Origin of the sequence: Pauljensenia sp. UMB9872, assembly GCF_030212665.1 — a bacterium.
Classification (GTDB): Bacteria; Actinomycetota; Actinomycetes; order Actinomycetales; family Actinomycetaceae; genus Pauljensenia; species Pauljensenia turicensis_B.
In genome coordinates this window covers 1-15,779 of record NZ_JASOER010000028.1, presented here as the reverse complement: position 1 = coordinate 15,779, position 15,779 = coordinate 1, and the positions used below count along the sequence as shown (strand labels likewise).

The 15,779-nt window shown below is 58.3% G+C and carries 14 protein-coding genes; 9 read left to right on the top strand and 5 right to left on the bottom strand.

Annotated elements, in window-relative coordinates; all coding sequences use genetic code 11:
* Nucleotides 1–249 precede the first annotated feature (249 nt).
* Nucleotides 250–747, top strand: a complete 498-nt coding sequence (locus tag QP109_RS09425) for a transposase-like zinc-binding domain-containing protein (RefSeq protein ID WP_502929303.1) — start codon at nt 250–252, stop codon at nt 745–747.
* A 762-nt stretch (nt 748–1,509) separates the two neighbouring features.
* Here QP109_RS09425 and QP109_RS08930 read toward each other — a convergent pair.
* Nucleotides 1,510–2,211 carry a uracil-DNA glycosylase gene (locus QP109_RS08930; RefSeq protein WP_285024379.1) on the bottom strand — a complete coding sequence of 234 codons (702 nt, stop codon included), beginning with the start codon at nt 2,209–2,211 and terminating at the stop codon, nt 1,510–1,512.
* 117 nt (nt 2,212–2,328) lie between these two features.
* On the opposite strand from QP109_RS08930, the gene QP109_RS08925 reads away from it, so the two are divergent.
* Together QP109_RS08925 and groL are read left to right on the top strand one after the other, a co-directional pair.
* Nucleotides 2,329–2,931: a LytR C-terminal domain-containing protein gene (locus QP109_RS08925; protein WP_285024377.1), complete on the top strand. Its 603-nt coding sequence runs from the start codon at nt 2,329–2,331 to the stop codon at nt 2,929–2,931.
* A gap of 277 nt (nt 2,932–3,208) precedes the next feature.
* Nucleotides 3,209–4,834: a chaperonin GroEL gene (gene groL, locus QP109_RS08920; RefSeq protein WP_285024375.1), complete on the top strand. Its 1,626-nt coding sequence runs from the start codon at nt 3,209–3,211 to the stop codon at nt 4,832–4,834.
* 217 nt (nt 4,835–5,051) lie between these two features.
* On the opposite strand, the gene QP109_RS08915 is transcribed toward groL, so the two are convergent.
* The 4 genes from QP109_RS08915 to QP109_RS08900 form a co-directional block, all read right to left on the bottom strand.
* Nucleotides 5,052–5,345 (bottom strand): WXG100 family type VII secretion target, encoded by a 294-nt coding sequence (locus QP109_RS08915; protein WP_101628405.1) that lies wholly within the window; start codon nt 5,343–5,345, stop codon nt 5,052–5,054.
* A 142-nt stretch (nt 5,346–5,487) separates the two neighbouring features.
* On the bottom strand, nt 5,488–6,444 hold the full coding sequence (locus QP109_RS08910) for an HD domain-containing protein (RefSeq protein ID WP_285024374.1): 957 nt from the start codon (nt 6,442–6,444) through the stop codon (nt 5,488–5,490).
* A 166-nt stretch (nt 6,445–6,610) separates the two neighbouring features.
* Complete coding sequence (locus QP109_RS08905; RefSeq protein ID WP_101628403.1) at nt 6,611–8,143, bottom strand: sensor histidine kinase; 1,533 nt, start codon at nt 8,141–8,143, stop codon at nt 6,611–6,613.
* A gap of 7 nt (nt 8,144–8,150) precedes the next feature.
* A complete protein-coding gene (locus tag QP109_RS08900; RefSeq protein WP_101628402.1) occupies nt 8,151–8,861 on the bottom strand; it encodes a response regulator transcription factor in 711 nt (236 codons plus the stop codon).
* Between the two features lie 188 nt (nt 8,862–9,049).
* On the opposite strand from QP109_RS08900, the gene QP109_RS08895 reads away from it, so the two are divergent.
* The 6 genes from QP109_RS08895 to QP109_RS08870 all read left to right on the top strand — a co-directional run bounded on the left by QP109_RS08895 (nt 9,050) and on the right by QP109_RS08870 (nt 15,504).
* A complete protein-coding gene (locus QP109_RS08895) occupies nt 9,050–9,520 on the top strand; it encodes a PH domain-containing protein (RefSeq protein WP_285024372.1) in 471 nt (156 codons plus the stop codon).
* A complete protein-coding gene (locus QP109_RS08890) occupies nt 9,517–11,265 on the top strand; it encodes a PH domain-containing protein (protein ID WP_285024371.1) in 1,749 nt (582 codons plus the stop codon). Before QP109_RS08895 ends, QP109_RS08890 begins: the two co-directional genes overlap by 4 nt.
* 69 nt (nt 11,266–11,334) lie before the next feature.
* A complete protein-coding gene (locus QP109_RS08885) occupies nt 11,335–12,246 on the top strand; it encodes a Rossmann-like and DUF2520 domain-containing protein (protein ID WP_285024370.1) in 912 nt (303 codons plus the stop codon).
* Between the two features lie 114 nt (nt 12,247–12,360).
* Nucleotides 12,361–13,293 carry a pantoate--beta-alanine ligase gene (gene panC, locus QP109_RS08880; protein WP_285024369.1) on the top strand — a complete coding sequence of 311 codons (933 nt, stop codon included), beginning with the start codon at nt 12,361–12,363 and terminating at the stop codon, nt 13,291–13,293.
* Nucleotides 13,280–13,720 carry an aspartate 1-decarboxylase gene (panD, locus tag QP109_RS08875; RefSeq protein ID WP_207760332.1) on the top strand — a complete coding sequence of 147 codons (441 nt, stop codon included), beginning with the start codon at nt 13,280–13,282 and terminating at the stop codon, nt 13,718–13,720. Before panC ends, panD begins: the two co-directional genes overlap by 14 nt.
* A gap of 191 nt (nt 13,721–13,911) precedes the next feature.
* Complete coding sequence (locus tag QP109_RS08870; protein WP_101628397.1) at nt 13,912–15,504, top strand: lysine--tRNA ligase; 1,593 nt, start codon at nt 13,912–13,914, stop codon at nt 15,502–15,504.
* Nucleotides 15,505–15,779: the final 275 nt, after the last annotated feature.

The following is a 15,779-nucleotide window of genomic DNA, read 5'->3' as shown; positions in this document are numbered from 1 at the left end:
ATATATTTTCATCGTTAACCCAGTTCAGGGCCCATAAATCGAGAGATTCACACACACATTTTGTCGTTTAACCCACATTTGGTGTTGTTTTTGTTCCGGGTTTTCGTTGCTGTGGTGGGCGAAACTGGGGTTTTGAGTTGGTTTGCCTCAACTGCGAGGTCGGACAGGATGTGTTGGTAGAGGGTGGGGTTTTGCCTGTTACGGCGCGGTAAAGTCGCGTTTTGAGTTGCTCGTGTTGTGTTCGTGTGCATGAGTATTCCTTCTTGCCCTATTTGCAGTGCGAAGATGACGCGTCATGGTTACACCAGTGCGGGGAGGCAGCGGTGGCGTTGTCGGGCTTGTAGCGTTAGTGGGCTTAGCAGTATTGATAACAGTGCTAAGCGTTTAGAGGAGTTCCTTGCCTGGTTGTTATCTGGTGCTAGGCAGGTGGATATGGCGGGACAGGGAAGATCGTTTCGGCGTCGTTGTAAGGACTTGTGGAGTATCTGGCCGCTTGCCCCACTGGTGGATGAGGTCCATGACGTAGTGTTTGTTGATGGCATTCACCTGGGGCGTAAGGCAGTGGTGTTGATTGCTTGTACGCCTGATTACGTGCTGGGCTGGTATGTGGCAAGAGCGGAGAACTCTAGGGCTTGGACTGCTTTAATGCAACGTATTGCCCCGCCGTTATTGGTGGTCTCTGATGGTGGTGGCGGGTTTGAGAAGGCGCGCAAGAACATCTGGCCCCGTAGCGCTACTTATCCGTAGATGTTTCATGGGGCGAGCTCGCGCTGAACTGGTCGTCTGAGAACTTGCTGGCCTAGTCCGGGATTACTGCTACTTTCACATCGATGCGGTCGCGGAGGGCGTCGTAGGCTGAATACACGTCGCTGAGTGCAAACTCTCGTGGGTCACAATCGCGTCAACGTTGAGCTCGTTTCTTGGCCAGAGGTGCGGGCCTGATCAGCGTCTCAAAGCCGAGCCTTCCAAACACTCATCGGCTCGGGCGTTTCGATCTGCAGTCGGGTGGTCAGTCAAGATGTCCCCAATCGTCTGCGTGAACCCAGTCGTTATCTGCGATCCAAGCTCATCAAGTTACCGACTGCACTTGGTGCGACGGTTTGGTTTGTTTTGGTGGGGTTTTGTCGCGTGGGGTGTAGTTGGTGCGGTCGTGGGGTTGGTTTTTGTGCACCAGCTGCACTTGGTGCGACGGTTTTGCGTGTTTAAGCCCGGTTGCGTCGCGTGGGGTGTAGTTGGTGCGGTCGTGGGGTTGGTTTTTGTGCCCCCGACTGCACCTGGTGCGACGGTTTTGTGTGTTTGAGCCTGGATGCGTCGCGTGGGGTGCAGGTAGTGACGCTCACCAACTGGCTTCGCTTCCTCATCGACGGGCGTGTCGGGGTGTGGGGTGCCAGAGGTGACGCCTTCGTCGTGTGAGGCGATGTTTTGGGTATTAACCCCAAATCTGAAAGACGGGTGTAAGGGGCGGAGATGAAGAATGTCGCCTCTATGTCAGTTTCCCGTGCCGATGTTTTAGGGGAGCTGCCAATTGATTGGCGTTGCTCCTTGAGCCCGAAGAAGGTCATTTGCCTTCGAGAAAGGCCTCGAACCGAAGAAGCCACGACGGGCTGACAAGGGGGATGGGTGCGCCGACTTGATGATCGGGAAGCGGTTCAGTCGCGGTTCCAGCGTCTGTGCCGGTCGGCCCCAGAGGATCGCCACCAGCGGTTGTGGTGTGCCCTCGTCATCTGTGCGGGCAACAAGAGCATCGATTGCGCATTCGGTGACCTCCTCCCACCCGCGTTTCTGGTGCGAGCCTGGGGCACCCGGGCGAACCGTGAGCACTCTGTTGAGCAGACAGACTCCCTCGCACGCCCACGGCGTCAAGTCACCGGATGTCGGTCGCGCTAGGCCTAGGTCCGATTCCAGTTCGGTGAAAATATTGACGAGGGACCGCGGAATCGGTGTCCCCGGAGTGACGGAGAAACTGAGCCCCATCGCATGCCCGGGTGTGGGATATGGATCTTGACCGACGATCAGTACTTTCACGTCGTTAAATGGGTAGGTGAACGCTCGCAGTACATCCGTACCAGCGGGCAGATAGTTGTGCCCGGCTTTGATTTCTTTGCGGAGCATTACTCCCAACTCATGAATCTTGTCTTCAACGGGCGCCAAGGCTTCAGCCCACCCGGGGTCGATGAGATTGATAAGCGGTTGAGGAGCAACGTCATTCATATGCTCAGCTTAGTGCGATCGAATCCGCGATGTTTATCCGATTGTGATACGTGGCGAGGCCTCGGCGCGCCGGTGTCTTCTTCGGCATCGAAACGTGCGTGACGTTAGGCTAAAAGGGTGAGTTCAGTTAACCCTCGTGATGAATTTGATGTTGCCGGCGAAGATATGCCTGTCGGTATGCACCGCCCTCAGCCGTCGAAGTGGAAGTCAGTCTGGCCATTCCTAGTCATTCTGATCGTTGTTCCCCTACTGGCTTGGGGAGCAAGTAGCCTTCTGACGAACAGGCCGACCTCGTCGAATACGACTGTCGCCCCTACGGGGCAATCCGAAGCGCAGTCGGCTCAGTCGACACCTGAAACCACTCAGTCTGCTCCCGCTGAACAGGCTGAATCTGCTCAGTCGGAACCGGTAACCGAACCGGAATCAACGCCCACCCCGGCGAACGAACCCATCGTTGATACCAACGTGAAGATTTCAGTGCTGAACGGTACCGGCCGCAACGGTTTGGCTGCTCGGACCGCCGAAGAGCTCACCGCAGCAGGCTTTGCCGGTGCGACGACGGGCAACGCAACCGGTTGGACGACCGAGGATTCAACCGTTTACTACCAGGACCCGAACTTGGAAGCCAGCGCGCGAGCAGTTGGCGAAGCTGTGGGCATCACGAACGTTCAGCAGTCGAATAACATCGGCGATTCAGATATTGTCGTTCTGCTGAGGTAATCCCCTTCGCGCTCTAGGTGCGAACGCGACACTAGCAGGAGTGGCCAGTCGAAAATCGACTGGCCACTTTGCCGTTTGCGCCTACAGCGAACCCTGTTTGCCTCGTCTTGCACTCGAAAGGGGAGAGTGCCAAACTTGAGTTAGCACTCGCCACGGCAGAGTGATAAAACCAGCGGGAAGGTGAGGGACGTTCGGCATCTGGAAAGGCCAGATGAACAGCGTTCCGTCCGTCGCGGGCACCATCCCCAATCCGCACCGCGGAAGGAAATACACACCAATGGCAAAGATCATTCACTTCGACGAGGACGCACGTCGCGGCATGGAACGTGGCCTGAACCTCCTCGCTGATACTGTCAAGGTCACCCTCGGCCCCAAGGGTCGCAACGTTGTTCTCGACAAGAAGTGGGGCGCCCCCACCATCACCAAGGACGGCGTCTCTGTCGCAAAGGAAATCGACCTTGAAGATCCGTTCGAGCGCATCGGTGCCGAACTGGTGAAGGAAGTTGCAAAGAAGACCGACGACGTTGCAGGTGACGGCACGACCACCGCAACCGTTATCGCTCAGGCACTCGTCCGTGAAGGCCTCCGTAACGTTGCAGCTGGCTCGAACCCGATCGCTCTCAAGCGCGGTATCGACCAGGCTGTCTCCGCTATCGTCGAACAGCTCCACAACGACTCCAAGCCTGTCGAAACGACCGAGCAGATCGCAGCAACCGCTTCAATCTCCGCGAATGACTCGGAGATCGGCAAGCTCATTGCCGAGGCATTCGAGAAGGTCGGTGCAGAGGGCGTCGTCACCGTCGAAGAAACCAACTCCTTCGACACCACCCTCGAAACCACCGAGGGCATGCGTTTCGACAAGGGCTTCCTCTCGGCCTACTTCGTCACCGACACCGAGCGCCAGGAGGCCGTCCTCGAGGACGCCTACGTGCTCCTTATGGATTCGAAGATCTCGAACGTCAAGGACATCGTCCCCGTTCTCGAAAAGGTCATGCAGACCGGAAAGCCGCTGCTGATCGTCGCCGAAGATGTCGAGGGCGAAGCTCTGGCAACCCTCGTCGTCAACAAGATCCGTGGCACCTTCAAGTCCATCGCCGTCAAGGCGCCGGGCTTCGGTGACCGTCGCAAGGCAATGCTCCAGGACATGGCAATCCTGACCGGTGGCCAGGTCATCTCCGAAACCGTTGGCCTTTCCCTTGAAAACGCTGACCTTGAACTGCTTGGTCGCGCACGCAAGGTCGTCGTCTCCAAGGACGAGACCACCATCGTCGAAGGCGCTGGCGAAAAGGAAATGATCGACGCTCGCGTCCGTCAGATCCGCCAGGAGATCGACAACACCGACTCCGACTACGACCGTGAGAAGCTCCAGGAACGCCTGGCCAAGCTCTCCGGTGGCGTTGCCGTCATCAAGTCCGGCGCTGCAACCGAGGTCGAACTCAAGGAACGTAAGCACCGCATCGAAGACGCAGTGCGTAATGCTCGCGCAGCCTCCGAAGAGGGCCTCGTCGCCGGTGGTGGCGTTGCTCTGATCCAGGCCGCTGACCGCGCACTGGCAACCCTCGAAGGCCTGCCTGGCGATGAAGCAACCGGCGTGAACATCGTCCGCGTTGCAATCTCCGCTCCGCTCAAGCAGATCGCTGAGAACGCTGGCTTCGAAGGTGGCGTTGTCGCAGACCGTGTCGCAGCAATGGAACCGGGCCACGGCCTGAACGCAGCAACCGGCGAATATGGCGACCTGATGGCAGCCGGCATCTCTGATCCGGTGAAGGTCACCCGCTCTGCTCTGCAGAACGCTGCTTCGATTGCAGGCATGTTCCTGACCACCGAAGCTGTCGTAGCCGACAAGCCTGAACCGCCGGCACCGGCCGGGGGCGAAGACGCCGGCATGGGTGGCATGTACTGAGCCACTGATGCTTGCGCGCGTCTCGCGTAGCTGAAAACAACCGGGGCCGGCCCTGAGATGAGGGCCGGCCCCGACTGTCTTTTCAGCCTTGTCGAGCAAGTGGTATCAGCGTGTCTTTGGAGCCATCGACATCACTCAGGCGTCTTATGTCGGCACCTGGAACAAACGCCAGTAGGCCAAGCCCATCAGAGTGCTACGGGAGACCGTGAAATATGGCTTATGCGCCGGCAAAAAGGCCTGCGCTTGCGGCCTCGGCGTCTTCGTAGCTTTGGGCTGCAATCTGCATATGAGATCCGATCGTGTCCAAAGATGCTTCGACCTGCGCTTGTGTGGCTTGCCAGGAAGCGACGCATGCCTGAAAACTTGCTTGCGCAACGCCTGTCCATGAGCCTTCCAAGGCCTGTAGGTCTGCGAGCATCGTCTGAACCTGCGAACGGATTTCGTTGCTGAGGACACTGACGCGCGTAGCGCTCGCTGAGATTTGCGAAGAATCGACGGTGAAAACTGCCATGAGAATCCCTTTCCAATCGTGGTGACGCACATTGAAAAATAGTGCGTATGCCCACGCTAGGAAAGGGAGGAGGAAGCGGAAACCGGGCGAGCGCTCAATTGTGGATAAGTGCTACCCGCACAAAAATGTGGATAAGTCTGGCTTATGCCGGGTTTGCCGGCAGATCCATTGCTTCGATCGCGCTTTCAAGGGACGACGTTGTTTCATCATCTTCTGGAGCGACAGGCTCTGCAGGAATGACGATCTTCGGCAGGGTGCCGGTCATTGTGAGTTCGTCTGCCGGAGTTTCGACCGTAGCAACGTTTTTCTTCAGGTGGCGTCGCTTCAGGACGATGGTGCCGGTTGTGGTGAGATCCTCTTCGGGAGCGTCGTCGGAATCATCCGTGTCGTCGAGATCGTCATTGGTGTCACCGCACTGGAAGAGTGCGGAGTCGATTTTTGCCAGTTCGACTTCCAGGTTGGAACGGGCGGCGTCTTCCCACGCGCTTCCCAGTGGTGACTGGTAGAGCGGGTCGTAGGACAGGAGCTTGGTAATCAGCGCGCGGCGTGCTTTGAGGAAGGGAGTATCTTCCAGGTCGGCGAGTTCGTTGCGCAGCTTCTCGCGGTACTTCTTGTATTCCTGTGGGCTTCCGGCCAGCAGTGCGAGGTCGGCGTCCACCAGTACCTGGGCGTCCACATCGTCACGCGGTGCGCGGTGCTTGGCGAGGTATCCGATGAGTTCACCGATACGGTTTGTCACGTCTTCGCTGACACCGAGCGATTCCATGTGCTCGGCGGTGTTGGCAACGCACTCGTTGACGGTCGCCTGCGGGTCGATGCCCTTGAGTTTCACCGCGATACAACGGTTGAGGGTTGCGCCTCTGTACCATGCGGCGACTCGGAGGACTTCTGGGTCGTGTGCGGTTGCAGAGAGCTCATCGATGCGCGTAAGAACGTTAATCAAATGATGCAGGTTATGCAGAGCCAGGCGCTCGTCGGACCATTCTTCGACAAGTGCGTGCGCTTCTTGAATTAGTCGGTCAACCGGGGCGGTTGCGCCGAGTTCAATCATGGCGTCAGTAAACGAGCTGATAAGCCATTGTGGTGCTCCAGCACCCATACGCTCACTCCTGATTTAGGGATATGCCGAAATCATACTCAGGGGATAGGAATAAAGCATTTCCGGTGGCCTACGTCTCATGGCGGATTGACGAGGCCTGCGCGTTCTCGAAGTGTAAGAAGCGCGTGGCAGGCGCGCTGGGTGCGTGGGGTCTACGGCCTGTGTGCTACTTTTCTGCGTCGGTGGGGCTGATGGCTGGTGCGTCCGGGTTCGTGTCCGCGGGGGAGCAGAGGAGCGGGAGTTCGATGCGGACGGTCAGTCCGCCTCCTTTAGTTTTGCTCAGTGTGGCGTTGCCACGGTGGGCGTTTATGATGCCGGCAATGATGGCAAGACCAAGGCCGGAGCCTCCCTGTGTGCGAGCACGTGACGTGTCGGCGCGGTAGAAGCGTTCGAAGACTCGCGATTGGTCTGCTTCTGCGATGCCGGGACCGTGGTCGCGGAATTCGACGACGGCCGTGTCTCCTGTTTTGCCGAGTGCGATTTCGACGGGTGAGCCCGCGGGAGTGTAACGGACGATATTGCCAATGAGGTTGGTGAATACCTGCGATATGCGGTCGCGGTCGGCTTGTGTCACCAGTGTCATGGGTGGTTTGTGTCCGCTGAGAGACGTCAGGGCAACGGAACGAGTGGGGTCCAGTGCTTGCAAGTCAAATACGGCGTTGCCGGCAAGTTTCACCAAGTCGATATCGGTGATTTCAAGGGGGCGTCCCTCGTCCAAGCGAGCCAGGGTCAGCAGGTCTTCGACCAGTGAGGCCATGCGCGTTGATTCTGATTGGATACGTCCCATGACTTCGTCGACGCGTTCATCGGGAACGCCACCCATAGAGTAGAGCTCGCAGTAGCCGGAGATCGCTGCTAGTGGCGTGCGTAGTTCGTGGGATGCGTCAGACACGAAGCGACGGATCTTCTGTTCTGACACTTGTCGAGTGTGGAACGATTGCTCAACCTGGGTCAGCATCGCGTTGAGCGACAGGGACAGAGAGCCGACTTCGGTGCTTCCCGGTTGGAAAGGAACACGTTGTGTGAGGTCGCCGGCCGCAATCTTGCCCGCGGTCGATTCGATTTCCCTCAGGGGAAGCAGGGAACGGCGAACCAAAGTGTGGCCCAGGAATGCGCCGACGAAGACGATGACAACACCGGCGATCGAGAAGTAGGTGCCCGTGGTGCGCAGGGTGCGTTGAACGTCTGTCAGAGGAAGAGCGATCGTCATGGTGCCCAGGGGCGTGGTTGCCGTGGAGGACGCATAGAGCGGGAAAGCGACCGCGCGCCAGTTGGAGCCCAGCTGAGTCGAGGGCACGGTAACGGGGTTAGTGATTTCGTCGGAGGTTTCCGGAATCTGCGCAGTTGCAAGCAGGTCCGGGATCTTGGGTGTCCCCGATGTTTCCAACGTTCCCGGGTAGTAGTAGGTCGTATCGTCGCCGCTTATGAAGCGTGCGTGAATGTAATACAGGGTTGGTAGGCCCGAGGTGCCGTCTTCAATCGACGTGTTTTCGCCTCGAATGAAAGAGCTCGCCGTGACGCGCAACTGTTCGTCAATCTGAGACACTAGATGGCGCTGCAGGAGGCCTACCATGACCGTTCCAGACATGATGAGCCCCAGAGCCAACAGGGTTGTAATCAGACTAACCAGCTGAGTAGAGAGGGGACGACGTTCCCAAAAACTACGCAGGTGACCAAGCGGTCCCGAGGAGCTACTCATGTATTCCTCAGTCGTCGGCGCGCAGGATGTATCCGACACCGCGCTTGGTGTGGATCAGTTCGCCGGCTGCACCTTCGACTGCCAACTTGCGGCGCAGGTAGGAGATATACGATTCGACGATCGCAACTTCTCCACCCCAGTCGTATTCCCACACGTGATCCAAGATCTGCATTTTCGACACGACGCGTCCCTCGTTGATCACCAGGTAGCGAAGAAGCTTGAACTCTGTGGGGGACAGGTCGATTTCGACGCCCGCACGGCTGACCTCGTGCGCATCCTCGTCAATGACTAGGTCGCCGACGCGGAGCTTGCCATCGTCTTCTTCGGAGCCGATGGTGCGTCGCAAGATGGCGCGGATACGTGCAACGACCTCTTCAAGGCCGAAGGGCTTGGTTACGTAGTCGTCGCCACCGACGGTCAGACCCTGGATCTTGTCGCGCATATCGTCGCGTGCGGTCAGGAATAGAACGGGGACGCTCGCTCCTGCTTCGCGCAGGCGACGGGTCACGGTGAATCCGTCCATGTCCGGCAACATGACGTCCAAAACGATCAGGTCAGGGGCCTCGTCCATGGCGATACGGTAGGCGGACTGGCCGTCTTCCGCGGTCAGGACATCAAATCCGGCAAAACGAAGTGATGATGCCAGAAGGTCGCGAATATTCGGCTCGTCGTCAACGACAAGCAGGCGGGCTTCTTCCTCGGTACCTGTGCGTGTCATACCAATAGTGTGACCGATATTTCTGAGTGTTTCCTGAACGGTTCGTGAGAGTCGCGTGTGTGCGTGTAAAGCCCGTTTCTGTGCCACACCATTTACTCAGCACTTATCAACGACCTGCGCATATGGCACGATAGAACTCCAAGAACACAAATGAAGGAACCCCGAAAGGACCAGCGATGCTCGATCCGATGAGCCCACCCGATGTGGAGTTCCACTCCGTATCGCCCAAGCTTGCCCAGGTCCGCATCATCACGACGATTCTGGCATTCCTGCCTCTGCTCGCCAGCGGAGTCGCGCTCGCGCTTTTCATTTCGAAGTGGTGGTGGATCGGATTCGCGGTCGTTGTCATCATGATGATCTGGTCGCTGGCGATTATTCACCGTCAGGTTCGCGCGATGGCATTTGGCACGGGTGATGACGAGTTTTTGATCCGCAAGGGCATTATGTTCCGTCGTCTGACGTTGATTCCTTACGGTCGTATTCAGTATGTGGAACTCTCTGAAGGCCCGATTGCTCGCCACTACGGCATCGCAGAGCTGAAGATTCATACGGCGTCCGCATCGACGGATGCGACGTTGAATGGTGTTCCGGTTGCTGAAGCCGCTCGCCTTCGAGACATGCTTGCCGAGCGCGGCACGGCGGAATTGGCTGGCCTGTGAAGACATCGAATGAATCCGCCCCTTTGCGCGCCACGCAGGGCGGTGTCCCCGACGAGCAGTGGCGCAAACTGCACCCGGCATCGCCGATTATCCACGCGTGGAAGGCGATTGTGGCTCTGCTTGCGATTGTCACCTATCAGAATTTCGACACGGTTGCCGATATTGCGAATTCTGGCTTTGTTCGCCATCAGGCGCTCTCGCTGGTTGTTGGTGTCATTGTTGGCTCGGCCTTCTTGATTCTTCTTGCGATCGCGTTGTTTTCGTACTTCTCGTGGAAGTTCACGTCTTTCGCCGTTGTCGACGAAGGGGTGTATTACCGTGCTGGCATCTTCGTGAAAACGTTGAAGCATGCTCGTCTGGATCGCATTCAGGCGGTCGATATTCATCATCCGTTGCTGGGGCGTATTTTCGGCTTAGGCAAGATCAACATTGAGGTTGCCGGTGGCGGACAGTCGAATGTCCAATTCGGCTTCCTTAAAACACAGGAATTGGATGATGTGCGTGCTGAAATCTTGGCGCGCGCTGCCGGCGTCTACTCTTCGCCACCTTCCGCTTCGGTGCAGAATACGCCTCAGTCTGATTCCGCCATCGAATCGGGGGACGAGGCCGGCTCCATCGCTCAGGCACCGTCATTGGAACAGGCCGGTTCCTCGGTTTCTCGCCGTCCGACGGTCGCTCCGGAACGAGTCCTGTACACGGTTCCTGTGGGCAGGCTTGTTGCTTCGCTGGTGACGAATATTGGCATGATCATTGCGATCTTGGTTGTGCTTGCGATCTTGGTTATGTCGGTTGTTTTGCTTATCAAAGTCGGAATTGAGGGTACGGCGGGTATCTTCTCTGGTTTTGCAGGTATTGTTGCTGCCGTCGGCGCAATCTGGAGTCGTTTCGCAGGCGAGTTTAACTTCACTGCAGCCGTTTCACCGGATGGTATTCGCACTCGTTCGGGTCTTCTGGAAACCCGCAATCAGACGATTCCGCCGCGTCGTGTCCACGCTGTTCTTGTTCAACAGCCGTGGCTTTGGCGTCGCTTCGGCTGGTATCGCGTGAAGATCACGCAGGCTGGCTACGGTGGAAAAACCGATAGTGACAAGTCTCAGCGTTCCGCTGACGTTCTTTTGCCGGTGGGCACTCGCGCTGACGCGGAGCTTGCCCTGTGGCTGGTGATCCGCGACTTGGGTGTGACTGACCCTGTTGCTTTCATTGAAGCTGCTTTGAATGGAACGCGCGAAGGGCAAGGATTCCTTCCCGTTCCGATGCGTGCGCGCCTGTTTGATTGGTTCTCTTACAAGCGTCGCGCAGTCGCGCTGACGGATACGTGCTTTGTGATCCGCAAGGGCTGGCTGACCTGGCAGACCGGTTTTATACCCGTGGAGCGGATTCAATCCCTGGCGATCATTCAAGGTCCGTGGGAGAAGAAGTGTCAGCTGGTTGATGTGAATGCTTCCATCGTTCCAGGTAGTGCCCCAGAGCTGGCAGGCCACATTGATGAGGAAGCCGGCGTTGCCTTGCTTGAAGAGCTCCGCGCGAAGTCTCAGCTGAAGCGTGCCAGCGAGCCCGCGGAACACTGGATGCTGCGCGTCACGAAGGGTCTTGACGTCCGTCAGGATGATCAGAGCATTTACGCGTCACAGGACGACCCCTCGTGTGAAAACAGCGTGACCGTAGGCGAAGATAACTCCGATTGTGATCGCGCCGATGTTCAGCTGGAAGCCGATGAATCGAGCGCGGCCTCGTCGATTGAATAACGGCGGACGAATATCGACTACCGTTGAAGACGCGCGCCCGCGCACACCATCTACTCAAGGCGGCACATTGTGAGTGAGCAACCAGGCAGGCTTGACGTCGGACTCATCGGCATGGGGACGGTCGGTCCTGTCATCGCTTCCGCTCTACGTTCCGCCGGTCATCGAATCGCCGGCGTCGTCGCGCACACGGACGGCGAGCGCGAGCGTGCGGAGATGATGCTCCCGGGTGTGGCGATCATGGACGAAACCGAGGTAATTGCCACATCGGGCTTGGTGATTCTGGCCGTTCCCGACGGAGAAATCGAGCCTCTGGTCAAGGGCCTTGCCGACATGGGCGCGTGGAAAATGGGGCAGATCGTCTGCCATCTGGCGGGCCCGTTTGGAACCGGGATTTTGGGGCCCGCGCAGGCGACGGGGGCGATTCCAATCGCGATTCACCCCGTTATGACGTTCACGGGTATGAGCCTTGATATTCCGCGCCTGTCGGGTACTCCGTTTGCTGTCAGCGCGCCCGCACCATTCCTGCCGATCGCGCAGGCGCTGGTTGTGGAAATGGGTGGAGAACCCATCGTTGTCAACGAAGATTCTCGCCCGGCAGTTCACGCGGCGCTCACGCTTGGCACGCTTGGGATCGTGACGGCGGTCGTCCAGTCCTTGACCGGTCTTGAACGCGCTGGGATTGAGGACCCCGCCCTGTTCGCTTCTTCGCTTCTGGCTGGAACGGCAGAAAAAGCGCTGTCTGAAATTGAGAGGGCTTTGCCAGCTCCCATTGCGAACGACGATACGCAGGTCATTGCTGAACACGTGAAAGCGCTGGCTGGCCTGTCTGCATCCGACGGTGATCTTGATGCTGCGGGTGATTTCGCGGATATCTACCGCGCGCGTGCGCATCAGGCGACCGACATTCTCCATCGACGAGGTCGCCTGAATGATCGAGCGTGCGATTCGATCAAGGCGGCGCTGATGGAAGGCGGGTTCTGACGCTGATTGTCCGCGTCGTATTGGCGCAGAATTGACAGTGCGTCAGTCAGAAACGTGGGGGAATACTCGCCCCCTGAGGTCGCATATGAGTCTGTCTGCTACGACAATGGAAGTATGACGAAACGACCAGTGCTCACTCATACGCGTGAAGAACTTGCCACAGCGCTGAAGCCATTGACCGGCTCGCGCGCTCTGGTGATGACGATGGGTGCCCTGCATTCGGGGCACTTAGAGCTGGTCAAACAGGCGAAGGTGCACGGTGATCACGTCATCGTCACGATCTTCGTGAACCCCACGCAGTTTGCTCCGGGTGAGGACTATGACGCCTACCCGCGCACGCTCGAAGCGGACATGGACGCGCTTCAAACCGTGGGCGCCGATGTCGTGTGGGCGCCGAGCCCCGAAGATGCCTACCCCGAGCCCGTCACCGTTTCAATTGATCCCGGTCCGATTGCTCGCGTCCTAGAAGGCAAGACTCGCCCGACCCACTTCGGTGGTGTTGCGCTGGTGTGCACGAAGGTCATGGGCCTCGTTCGCCCAGATGTTGCACTGTTCGGTGAAAAGGATGCTCAGCAGCTTGCGATGTTGCGCCATGTGTTCCGCCAGCTCGACGTGCCGGTGACCGTGATCGGCGTTCCGATCGTGCGCGACACCGACGGTGTTGCCCTGTCCAGTCGCAACCGCTACCTGTCCGACGAAGAGCGTGTCCGCGCTCGTGCTCTCAACCAGAGCTTGACGCTGGGCGTTGAAGCGGGTCGTGCGGGTGCACCTGTCACCCAGATTATTGACGTCATACGAGGCCACATCGAGGCGACCGGCGATATCGACATTGATTACATTGCGCTGGTCGATGATGAAACCTTCGATATCCTGGGCGCCTACGGTTCGGCAGAACTGACGTCGGCTGATTCCTTGCGTCCCGCGGCCTTGAATCAGGCGGGGGAGCGTGCATATCGTCTGCTGCTCGCAGTCAAGGTTGGCACCACGCGCCTGATCGACAATATGCCGTTTGTGGCGCCCGTCGAACAGGAGAATGCCGGTGAGTGAAATCATGCGCTCGATGATCCAGGGCAAGATTCACCGCGCCACCGTCACGGGTGCTGACCTGCACTACGTCGGTTCGATCACCATCGACGAGGCCCTGCTGGACGCGGCGAACATTGCGCCCGGGCAACAAGTCGACATTGCGGACGTGAACAATGGCAATCGCCTGTCCACCTACACGATTGCCGGTCCGCGAGGCTCCGGTGTCATCCAGCTCAACGGCGCCGCTGCGCACCTCGTGAACCTCGGCGATCTGGTCATCATTATGGCCTACTGCCAGGTTCCAGAATCCATGGTGAAGGGTTGGGAGCCTGCTGTCGCATTCGTTGACGCTGAGAACCATATTGTCGAGGTCGGCTCCACTGCGGGGACGGTTCCAGAAGACTCTGATCGCGCTGCCGAACTTGGCCTGAAGTCGTCCGGCACGTAGTACTTCTGTTCCTCTCCGCTCCCCTTTTTTGAAACGGGCAACGGTGGCATAGGCATACGTTGAAGTGCCTGGCCTCGTCGATACGAGTGCCAAGGTGGAATAATCCGCGAACTGACGGTGTGCGATGTGGCACTGCACCCACTCGCGTTCCCTATGCGAGATGGGTGCGGTGATGCCGTTAAACTGGCAGGGTGACTGACGTGAATACAAACCCAGCTGCCCCGGAAAACGACGACGCCCCCGAACAGGTGCGTGTCCGCCAAGAAAAGCGCGAGCGCCTGCTTGCCGAAGGAGGCCAGGCCTACCCGGTCGTCCTGGCGATTACCACTTCGATCGCCGATGTTCGTGAAAAGTATGCTCACCTTGAAACCGGTGAAGAAACTCAGGACGAGGTCGGTATTGCCGGTCGTGTGATGCTTGCTCGCAACGGTGGCAAGCTCTGTTTCGCAACCCTGATGGATGGCGCCGGCAACCGTATTCAGGTCATGCTGTCGGCCGCAGAGGTCGGTTTGGATTCGCTGGCTCAGTACAAGACCGACGTGGACCTTGGTGACCACCTGTTCGTGCACGGTCGCGTCATTTCCTCGCGTCGTGGCGAACTGTCGATCATGGCATGCCCCGGCACCGCACCCGCCGAGCTGTTCACGCCCGGCATCAACGAAGGCGACCCGGTTCCCGCATGGCAGATCGCCGCAAAGGCGATCCGCCCACTACCGAAGACCTACACCGGAGAAGACGGCACCGAAATGTCCCTGTCTGAGGACCTGCGTGTTCGTCGCCGCTACCTCGACATGATTGTTCGCCCGGCCGCCCGCGACATGGTGCGTATGCGCGCCAATGTTGTGAAGTCGCTGCGCAACTACTTCGATGAAGCTGGCTTCATCGAGATCGAAACGCCGATGCTACAGAACCTGCACGGTGGCGCGGCTGCACGCCCGTTTTCGACTCACATGAACGCCTACGACACCGAGCTGTTCTTGCGCATCGCGCCCGAGCTGTTCCTCAAACGTGCGGTTGTCGGCGGCGTCGACAAGGTCTTCGAAATCAACCGCAACTTCCGTAACGAGGGCGCGGACTCCTCGCACAGCCCCGAATTCACGATGCTCGAGGCATACGAAGCCTACGGTTCCTACGACACGATGGCTCGTCGCACCCGTGAGTTCATCCAGAAGGCGGCACGCGACGCCCTGGGCACCGAGATCGTCACCCTGCCTGACGGCTCGTCCTACGACCTTTCGGGTTCGTGGAAAGAAATCTCGATGTTCGAGGCCACGGCTGAAGCTCTCGGTCGTGAGTTCACGGTGAATACTCCGCTGGACGAACTGGTGAAGATCGCCGAAGAACTCGGTGAAGACGTTGCTGACCACTGGGGTCCCGGTAAGGTCGCAGAGGTTATCTTCGAAGTCGCCGTGGGTGACAAGCTGTATGCGCCGACCTTCGTGCGCGACTACCCCGAAGACTCCAGCCCGCTGACCCGCGGACACCGTTCCAAGCCGGGCATCGTCGAGAAGTGGGACCTGTACGTCCGAGGTTTCGAACTGGCGACCGCCTACTCCGAACTGGTCGACCCGGTCATCCAGCGCGAGCGTTTCGAAGCGCAGGCGCTTGTTGCGGCAAAGGGTGACCCGGAAGCAATGGTCCTGGATGAAGATTTCCTGATGGCCATGGAGTACGGTATGCCACCGGCTGGCGGTATGGGCATGGGTCTTGACCGCCTGCTGATGGCTCTGACCGGTCAGGGTATTCGCGAGACCATCACGTTCCCGCTGGTTAAGAAGCTCTGAGTATTCCGGGATTCGCCTCTTGTTTGAGGCTGTCTTCCTGATTCTCTTTTCGCCGGATAAACCGGCAATAGTGGCCTCGCGCTTGCGTGAGGCCACTATTTTTTCGGGAACCGGAGAAAATGGTCTACAGTGGTGGAAGTACCGTCGTTACGAATCGAGTGAATACAGATCATGAGTGATCTGCAAACAGATCAGAATCGGGTTAAGTAGCAGAAAGTGTGTCCGGTCGGCGTGTCGCCGTCGGGCGTATTTTTATTTGAGGGGTCCTTTCCTGA

What these genes read in the sequence shown, in the direction of transcription:
- QP109_RS08895 (WP_285024372.1), top strand. Translation starts at nt 9,050, where the DNA reads ATGAGCCCACCCGATGTGGAGTTCCACTCCGTATCGCCCAAGCTTGCC.
- QP109_RS08915 (WP_101628405.1), bottom strand. Translation starts at nt 5,345, where the DNA reads ATGGCAGTTTTCACCGTCGATTCTTCGCAAATCTCAGCGAGCGCTACG.
- panC (WP_285024369.1), top strand. Translation starts at nt 12,361, where the DNA reads ATGACGAAACGACCAGTGCTCACTCATACGCGTGAAGAACTTGCCACA.
- QP109_RS08910 (WP_285024374.1), bottom strand. Translation starts at nt 6,444, where the DNA reads ATGGGTGCTGGAGCACCACAATGGCTTATCAGCTCGTTTACTGACGCC.
- groL (WP_285024375.1), top strand. Translation starts at nt 3,209, where the DNA reads ATGGCAAAGATCATTCACTTCGACGAGGACGCACGTCGCGGCATGGAA.
- panD (WP_207760332.1), top strand. Translation starts at nt 13,280, where the DNA reads ATGCCGGTGAGTGAAATCATGCGCTCGATGATCCAGGGCAAGATTCAC.
- QP109_RS08900 (WP_101628402.1), bottom strand. Translation starts at nt 8,861, where the DNA reads ATGACACGCACAGGTACCGAGGAAGAAGCCCGCCTGCTTGTCGTTGAC.
- QP109_RS08905 (WP_101628403.1), bottom strand. Translation starts at nt 8,143, where the DNA reads ATGAGTAGCTCCTCGGGACCGCTTGGTCACCTGCGTAGTTTTTGGGAA.
- QP109_RS08930 (WP_285024379.1), bottom strand. Translation starts at nt 2,211, where the DNA reads ATGAATGACGTTGCTCCTCAACCGCTTATCAATCTCATCGACCCCGGG.
- QP109_RS09425 (WP_502929303.1), top strand. Translation starts at nt 250, where the DNA reads ATGAGTATTCCTTCTTGCCCTATTTGCAGTGCGAAGATGACGCGTCAT.